Origin of the sequence: Microcystis sp. M53598_WE2 (assembly GCF_030067735.1) — a bacterium.
GTDB lineage: Bacteria > Cyanobacteriota > Cyanobacteriia > Cyanobacteriales > Microcystaceae > Microcystis > Microcystis aeruginosa.
Genome location: NZ_JASJFE010000894.1, coordinates 1 through 5,801 on the forward strand (window position 1 = coordinate 1; position 5,801 = coordinate 5,801).

Genomic DNA, 5,801 nt, shown 5'->3' on the forward strand with positions numbered 1-5,801 from the left:
AATTCTCTTCGGTTCTAGAGCGTGCGGAGAGCATAGACCTGATAGCGATTGGGATTTGGCAATTTCATACGATGAAACAAACAGACAAACACATATTAAGGAAATCAGTAATGATTACTTAACTTCTCTCTCTATCTTGAGTGAATTGTTTGAGATAAACCGTGATTCGATCGATCTAATTGAACTCGATCGCTGTTCTCCATTAATGAAGTATCAAGTCGCACGAGATGGAAAACTTATCTATGAAAAAAATACGGGAGACTTTTTAAAATTTCGTGTATGCGCTTGGAAAGAGTACGCCGATACCGCTAAATTCCGAAAGATTCAAAAAGACAGTATCGATCTTTGGCTTAAACAATGGGGAGTTTAAACGATGGAAAGAGAGATAGTCACCGTTAGAATTCGTTTGATGATCAAATATCTTAATCGATTACGGGGGTTCGAGAGCGTTACTCTATCAGAGTATTTGGACAATTTTGACTATCAACTTATGGTTGAGAGATTGATAGAATTATTGGTAGAGTCATCTTCCGATATTAATAGCTATCTTCTTTTACAATTACATAACGTAACTCCCGCTACCTATTACGATTCTTTTATAGAAGCTGGTAAAAATGGTTTAACTACCAGAGAACTAGCCGGGGAGTTGGCGAAATCATCAGGAATGCGAAATCGTTTAGTGCATCAATACGAGGCGATCGATAATGAACTTGTTTTTAAGGCGATTCCGATCGCTTTATCTCAATTTCCGCTTTATCTCAAACAAATTACCGACTATTTAGACTCTCTAGAGGTGAAAGATGCCTAAAAAACAAAAAAAATTAGAGGAAACGGGACAGTTAAATCTATTCGATAACACTACAGAAATTGACGATGAAGATCTGGATTTTGAGTTCGAGGATATTGATTTAGAATCTCTTGTTTCCGAAGATTTAGGAATTAGCGAATCGGTAAGCGATCGCCGAGTCGAAACTGTTCGCCAACTGCTAACCCTAAAACTCCTACGGGAGGCGATTCGAGCGGAAAACCCCGACGATCGAGTTATGGCAGATTTTGCCGAAATGGTATTACCCAATTTACTCCGATTAGCGATCGGTGTCACGGCAAAAGGAGGAAATTTCTTCGAGGAAATCGATCGCCGTCGGGAATTAGAGGGAAAAAGCAAAGTTCGACGGGATAATGCAGGAGATCAATCTCTCAATACTCATTTACTTAATGGATTATTTCCCGCTAATCTCATCGAAAAACGACTAGAAAAACTCAATACTACCGTTCGACGGGTAGTAAAGGAATGCGAGCGCAGGTTGGCGATCGCTGGGTTTATTCTCCACGATTTCGAGAAATTCCGCTACTCGCTTTTTCCCGGGATGCCGGCGAAATATATCGAGATTAACGAGGACTTCGATCGAGATATCCGCAAACTATCACGAGAGGAACATCGAGAGATTTTTCAAGTATTGGTTCCCGAATTAGGATTAGATCGCTTTTTATTTTCCGATCAACCAGAAAAATGGACTGAATATCTTGATGATTTGATATATATCGCTAAAAATGCCCAGCGTCGGAATGATACCGATCGAAATACCTCGGAAGATGGCTTAAATACTCGCTTAAACAATAGCGCTCTCGAAAGTTTAACCGATCTTGCCTGTCTAGCCGATCGCCTCGCATCCATTATTAAACACCCCCACGACGCGGAAAAAGCTCCGTTACAAGACCTTTTATACAGCCTCAGCGATGGGGAACTAAAATTCACTTACCACAGCATCGCCGAAAACCGCGGGGTACTGACGAACGTACTTAATAACGCGGTGATGGAAGCACATCAAGAACTAGACTATCAGCCTTTACTTTACTTGCCTACGGGAGTTGTCTATATCGCCCCCAAAAACGCGCCAGAAGTGTCCCTAGAAACCTTACCGAATCGAGTGGTGGACACGATTAAATCCCTCTGTAGCGGCGAATTACAGCGTAAACAAACGGGATTCGGCCGAGATGGCAAAGGGATGAAATACGCGGATTACTATAGCCAATTTTTCGACGATGCCGGGTTAATGCGCGCTGCCCTCAACGCCACCCTTCGCATCCTCGGTGATAATAAAGCGTCCGTGGCCGGAAGTCGCGGCGAAAACCTGATTAAATTTCAACAACAGGGCGTTTTACCGACGGATTACGATTTTCATTGTGAAGATGATATCCGCATCGATCGCCTAGCGGAATTCGGGGACGTGGTGACGCGGAAAATCTGGGGCGATCGCTTGGAAAAAATCGAACAGGCGCGAAAATTGCAGAAAAACTTACCCGCACCGCCGGATTTAGATTTAATTAGCGAGATCGCGCATTATTGGAATCTAGAAAATTATCTGCCACAAATCCGAGCGATCAAGTGTATTAATGAATCTTTAAAAAAACTCAAACTGAAAGGCAATACGGGAGGGGTTCCCTACGAATGGTATTATCTAGCGGCGCGATACCTGAAACAGCATCCCGGAATCGAGGATATTAGACCGGTTGCAGAAGATTTAATCGCTTTTCTCGCCGCAAAAATCGCCGCCATAGTTGCGGGATATAACTTACCCGATGGTTGGGAGGATTTGCGAGAGTGGGTTAATCAAGTGGTGCAGTTACCCGGTCGGGAATTGGCCCACTCGATCGAAACCTTCCAGAAAGAATTAAACCACTACAACGCCGCTAAAAAACAAGGTCGCGGCCGTCAACTTCTCTGTTCGATCTCCCATTCTCCCTATAGTGTCAGCGAACAGATGGAATCGGCGGTTCTTTTTACTCCCCAAGTCTATACCAATAAACAAATGCTGGCAGGCTCGAACGCCAAACGAAACATTTCCAGTATCGCGGGAACGGAAATGATGTTGCGTCAGATTCTTATGAATCAAACCCAAGCGGTAGGAAAACGTTTCGAGGAGGGCAAATATCGCTATCTGTACTTTTACCCGACCTATTATTTTACTCCCGAAACCAATAGTTTTTTACAAAAAGCCTACGCTAACATCGCTCAAACTCGTTTTGATAGCTCGATAAAGTTGCACTTTGTCGATAAGGATCTAGTCGCTAACTTCGATCGAACCCGTTATCAGAGTGTCGATAGTTTCCTGATCGATGAAAAATTAAGGCAGAAAAAGGAAAGAATTAACGAGGAGGAAGATGGCAAAAAAGACCGCACTTTTAAACTATCCTATCCCGAAGATAAACCCCTAACCTTTTATTTTATGGCCCTACCTCCGGGCCGCGATCCCACCGATACGGAATCCTGGGTTATGCCGGCATGGTTAGGATTAGCTTTCCCGATGATTCTAGATGTCAAAACGGTGGTTTCTGAGTCTCCTATTCCTCCCTATCGCGACGGTGCGGAATTTGAAGAGACGGTATTTCTCGACAGTGCGCCCCAAGCGATCCGGTCCTTAACCCGATGCGATCGATTCCGTCTCGATCGAGTCTTGAACCCATGGCAAGATAATGACGGAAAAAAATATTCCGCCCCCTTAAATACCCTAACCGCAGCCTATTCTATTCATTTAGACGTAAACTCGAAGCAGGGTAAGACGGGTTATGATCCCAATTGGGGAAAATTAACGGAACTCGCTATCAATTTAGAAACCAGTCCTCTCTATGTTTTTCATTACCTTAAACAGTGGAAACGGGGCAAAGATGCCGATATACCGAGCGCTAATCGAATCGCTCTGTATCTCTACGATTTTTATCCTTGTTTCGATCCTTACGTTACAGAAGTTCACCGTTCTAATTTCACAATTAATATGGAAGAGCAATCCCCGTTAAATCACCCGAAAAAGTTAACCGAATTGTATCGTCAATTCTATCGAGCTAATAAACGATATAACCCGAAAGCGAACGCAGTTTTAAAACCGATCGATGTGGCCGCCGATACGATTCTCAAAGGAGGAATGTATCAGGGAGAAGCCCTAGTTTCTGTAGTAGCGGCGGAAGTGGCCAGCTTAATGAATCGGGTTCATGCTTCTACAGCAGAAGGTCGCTGGATTCTATCCGATCGAGAACAGGAAAGACAGAAAATATTGTTTTTTGCTCGTTATTTTGTGATCGATGTGTTCGAGGGTTCTTTTAAGGGCGATCGAGCGCGTCTAGCTGGCAGACAATTAAACCTCATTCGCGATACCTGCGAATTTCTTTACCGTCTCGAACAGGACAGAGAAAATCAAGAGTTAAAAGCCCAGGGTCAACCTGTGGATGAAGATTCTGAAAACAATAATTAATTCAAGGAGTACCTACCATGTCTTTACTGAAAACCCTCAATTCTAAATTCTTTCATAGCGAGATTCCCTACAAACCGATGGGAAAATACGTTCACTTTTTGACGATTCGAGTCACAGAATCTTATCCTTTATTTCAAACAGATGGAGAGCTAAATAAAGCTCGTGTTCGTGCGGGAATTGATAGCAAAAAAACGATTAGTCGTTTATCGATGTTTAAACGAAAACAGTCAACTCCAGAACGCCTAGTAGGTCGAGAATTACTCAGAAACTACGGATTAATTACCGCCGAAGAATGTGAGTATAATGTAAAATTTGCCATGAATAACCCCGACTGTATTATTTATGGTTTTGCCATCGGTGATTCGGGTTCAGAAAAATCGAAAGTAGTAGTAGATACGGCTTTTTCGATCACACCCTTTGATGAATCCCATGAAAGTTTTACTTTAAACGCTCCCTACGAGAATGGTACTATGGCATCTAAGGGAGAAAATAACACAAAAGTAGGAGAAGTGACTAGCCGAATTAACCAACAAGATCACATTCGTCCGCAGGTGTTTTTCCCTAGTATTGTCACCCTAAAAGATCCGACAGAAGCAAGTTTTCTCTATGTTTTTAATAACATCCTGCGTACCCGTCACTACGGCGCGCAAACCACCCGGACGGGACGGGTAAGAAATGAGCTTATCGGTGTTATTTTTGCCGATGGGGAAATTGTTAGTAATTTGCGCTGGACACAGGCAATATATGATCGCCTTCCCGATGAAGTATTACACTCGATCGATCCCTTAGACGAGGATTTAGTTATGGAAAAAGCCACCGAAGCAATACAAGCATTAATGGCGGAAGAATTTATCGTTCATACCGATTTTATCGGGGAAAATTTTCAACCTTTATTAACTGAGGTGAAAACTCTCACGGGTACGGAAGCAGGAATTTTATCGATCTTGAAACAAGCGGATAAAGAAGCGAAAGACTACGCTAAGAAACATATCGCCGAGAAAAAACCAGCCGCTCAAAAACCGTAAATTTCAGTAGGGTGAGTAATTTCTCACCCTATATCCTCGCAATTTTTAAAGAGTTATGGTACATATTTATTCCTGTCAATTAGAACTGCACGATAGTCTTTATTACGCAACCCGTGAAATCGGCAGACTCTACGAAAGCGAACCCGTAATTCATAATTACGCGCTCTGTTATGCTTTGGGATTGGTAAATAGCGATAGTTATCGTTACTTCTGTTCCGAACAGATTCCCCAGTACCAAGAACATTTAAATCCTCTTAACGAAGAGAAAATTTATGTCACTCCCGCACGGGCGATCGTTCATACGGCGGTTCTCAATACTTGGAAATATGCCAATAATAACTATCATGTGGAGATGGAAAAAACCCAGAAAAATATTCCCAGTTTTGGCAGAGCCAAAGAAATCGCTCCCGAAAGTGTTTTTGAATGTTTTATTATTTCCCATCACCCCCTACAACTTCCTAAATGGATTCGTTTGGGAAAATGGATGAGTAAAGCGGAAGTAAAACTGACAGAACTTTCCCTATCAAAA

5 protein-coding genes are annotated in these 5,801 nt (G+C 42.6%); all 5 read left to right on the top strand.

Going from position 1 to position 5,801, the window contains the following annotated elements:
- The coding region (mntA, locus tag PX636_RS18220; protein WP_288118181.1) for a type VII toxin-antitoxin system MntA family adenylyltransferase antitoxin at positions 1-370 on the top strand (370 nt) is incomplete at its 5' end.
- 3 nt (positions 371-373) lie between these two features.
- Complete coding sequence (gene hepT, locus PX636_RS18225; protein WP_002778659.1) at positions 374-808, top strand: type VII toxin-antitoxin system HepT family RNase toxin; 435 nt, start codon at positions 374-376, stop codon at positions 806-808.
- Positions 801-4,247 carry a type I-D CRISPR-associated protein Cas10d/Csc3 gene (gene cas10d, locus PX636_RS18230; protein ID WP_288118183.1) on the top strand — a complete coding sequence of 1,149 codons (3,447 nt, stop codon included), beginning with the start codon at positions 801-803 and terminating at the stop codon, positions 4,245-4,247. The genes hepT and cas10d overlap by 8 nt, the downstream gene beginning before the upstream one ends.
- Before the next feature lie 17 nt (positions 4,248-4,264).
- Positions 4,265-5,272, top strand: coding sequence for a type I-D CRISPR-associated protein Cas7/Csc2 (cas7d, locus tag PX636_RS18235; RefSeq protein ID WP_288118185.1), 1,008 nt, complete (start codon positions 4,265-4,267; stop codon positions 5,270-5,272).
- A 55-nt stretch (positions 5,273-5,327) separates the two neighbouring features.
- Positions 5,328-5,801: type I-D CRISPR-associated protein Cas5/Csc1 (cas5d, locus tag PX636_RS18240; RefSeq protein WP_288118187.1), on the top strand; the 474-nt coding region annotated here is incomplete at its 3' end.

Coding starts and splice junctions, on each gene's coding strand:
- hepT (WP_002778659.1), top strand. CDS start 374: ATGGAAAGAGAGATAGTCACCGTTAGAATTCGTTTGATGATCAAATAT.
- cas10d (WP_288118183.1), top strand. CDS start 801: ATGCCTAAAAAACAAAAAAAATTAGAGGAAACGGGACAGTTAAATCTA.
- cas7d (WP_288118185.1), top strand. CDS start 4,265: ATGTCTTTACTGAAAACCCTCAATTCTAAATTCTTTCATAGCGAGATT.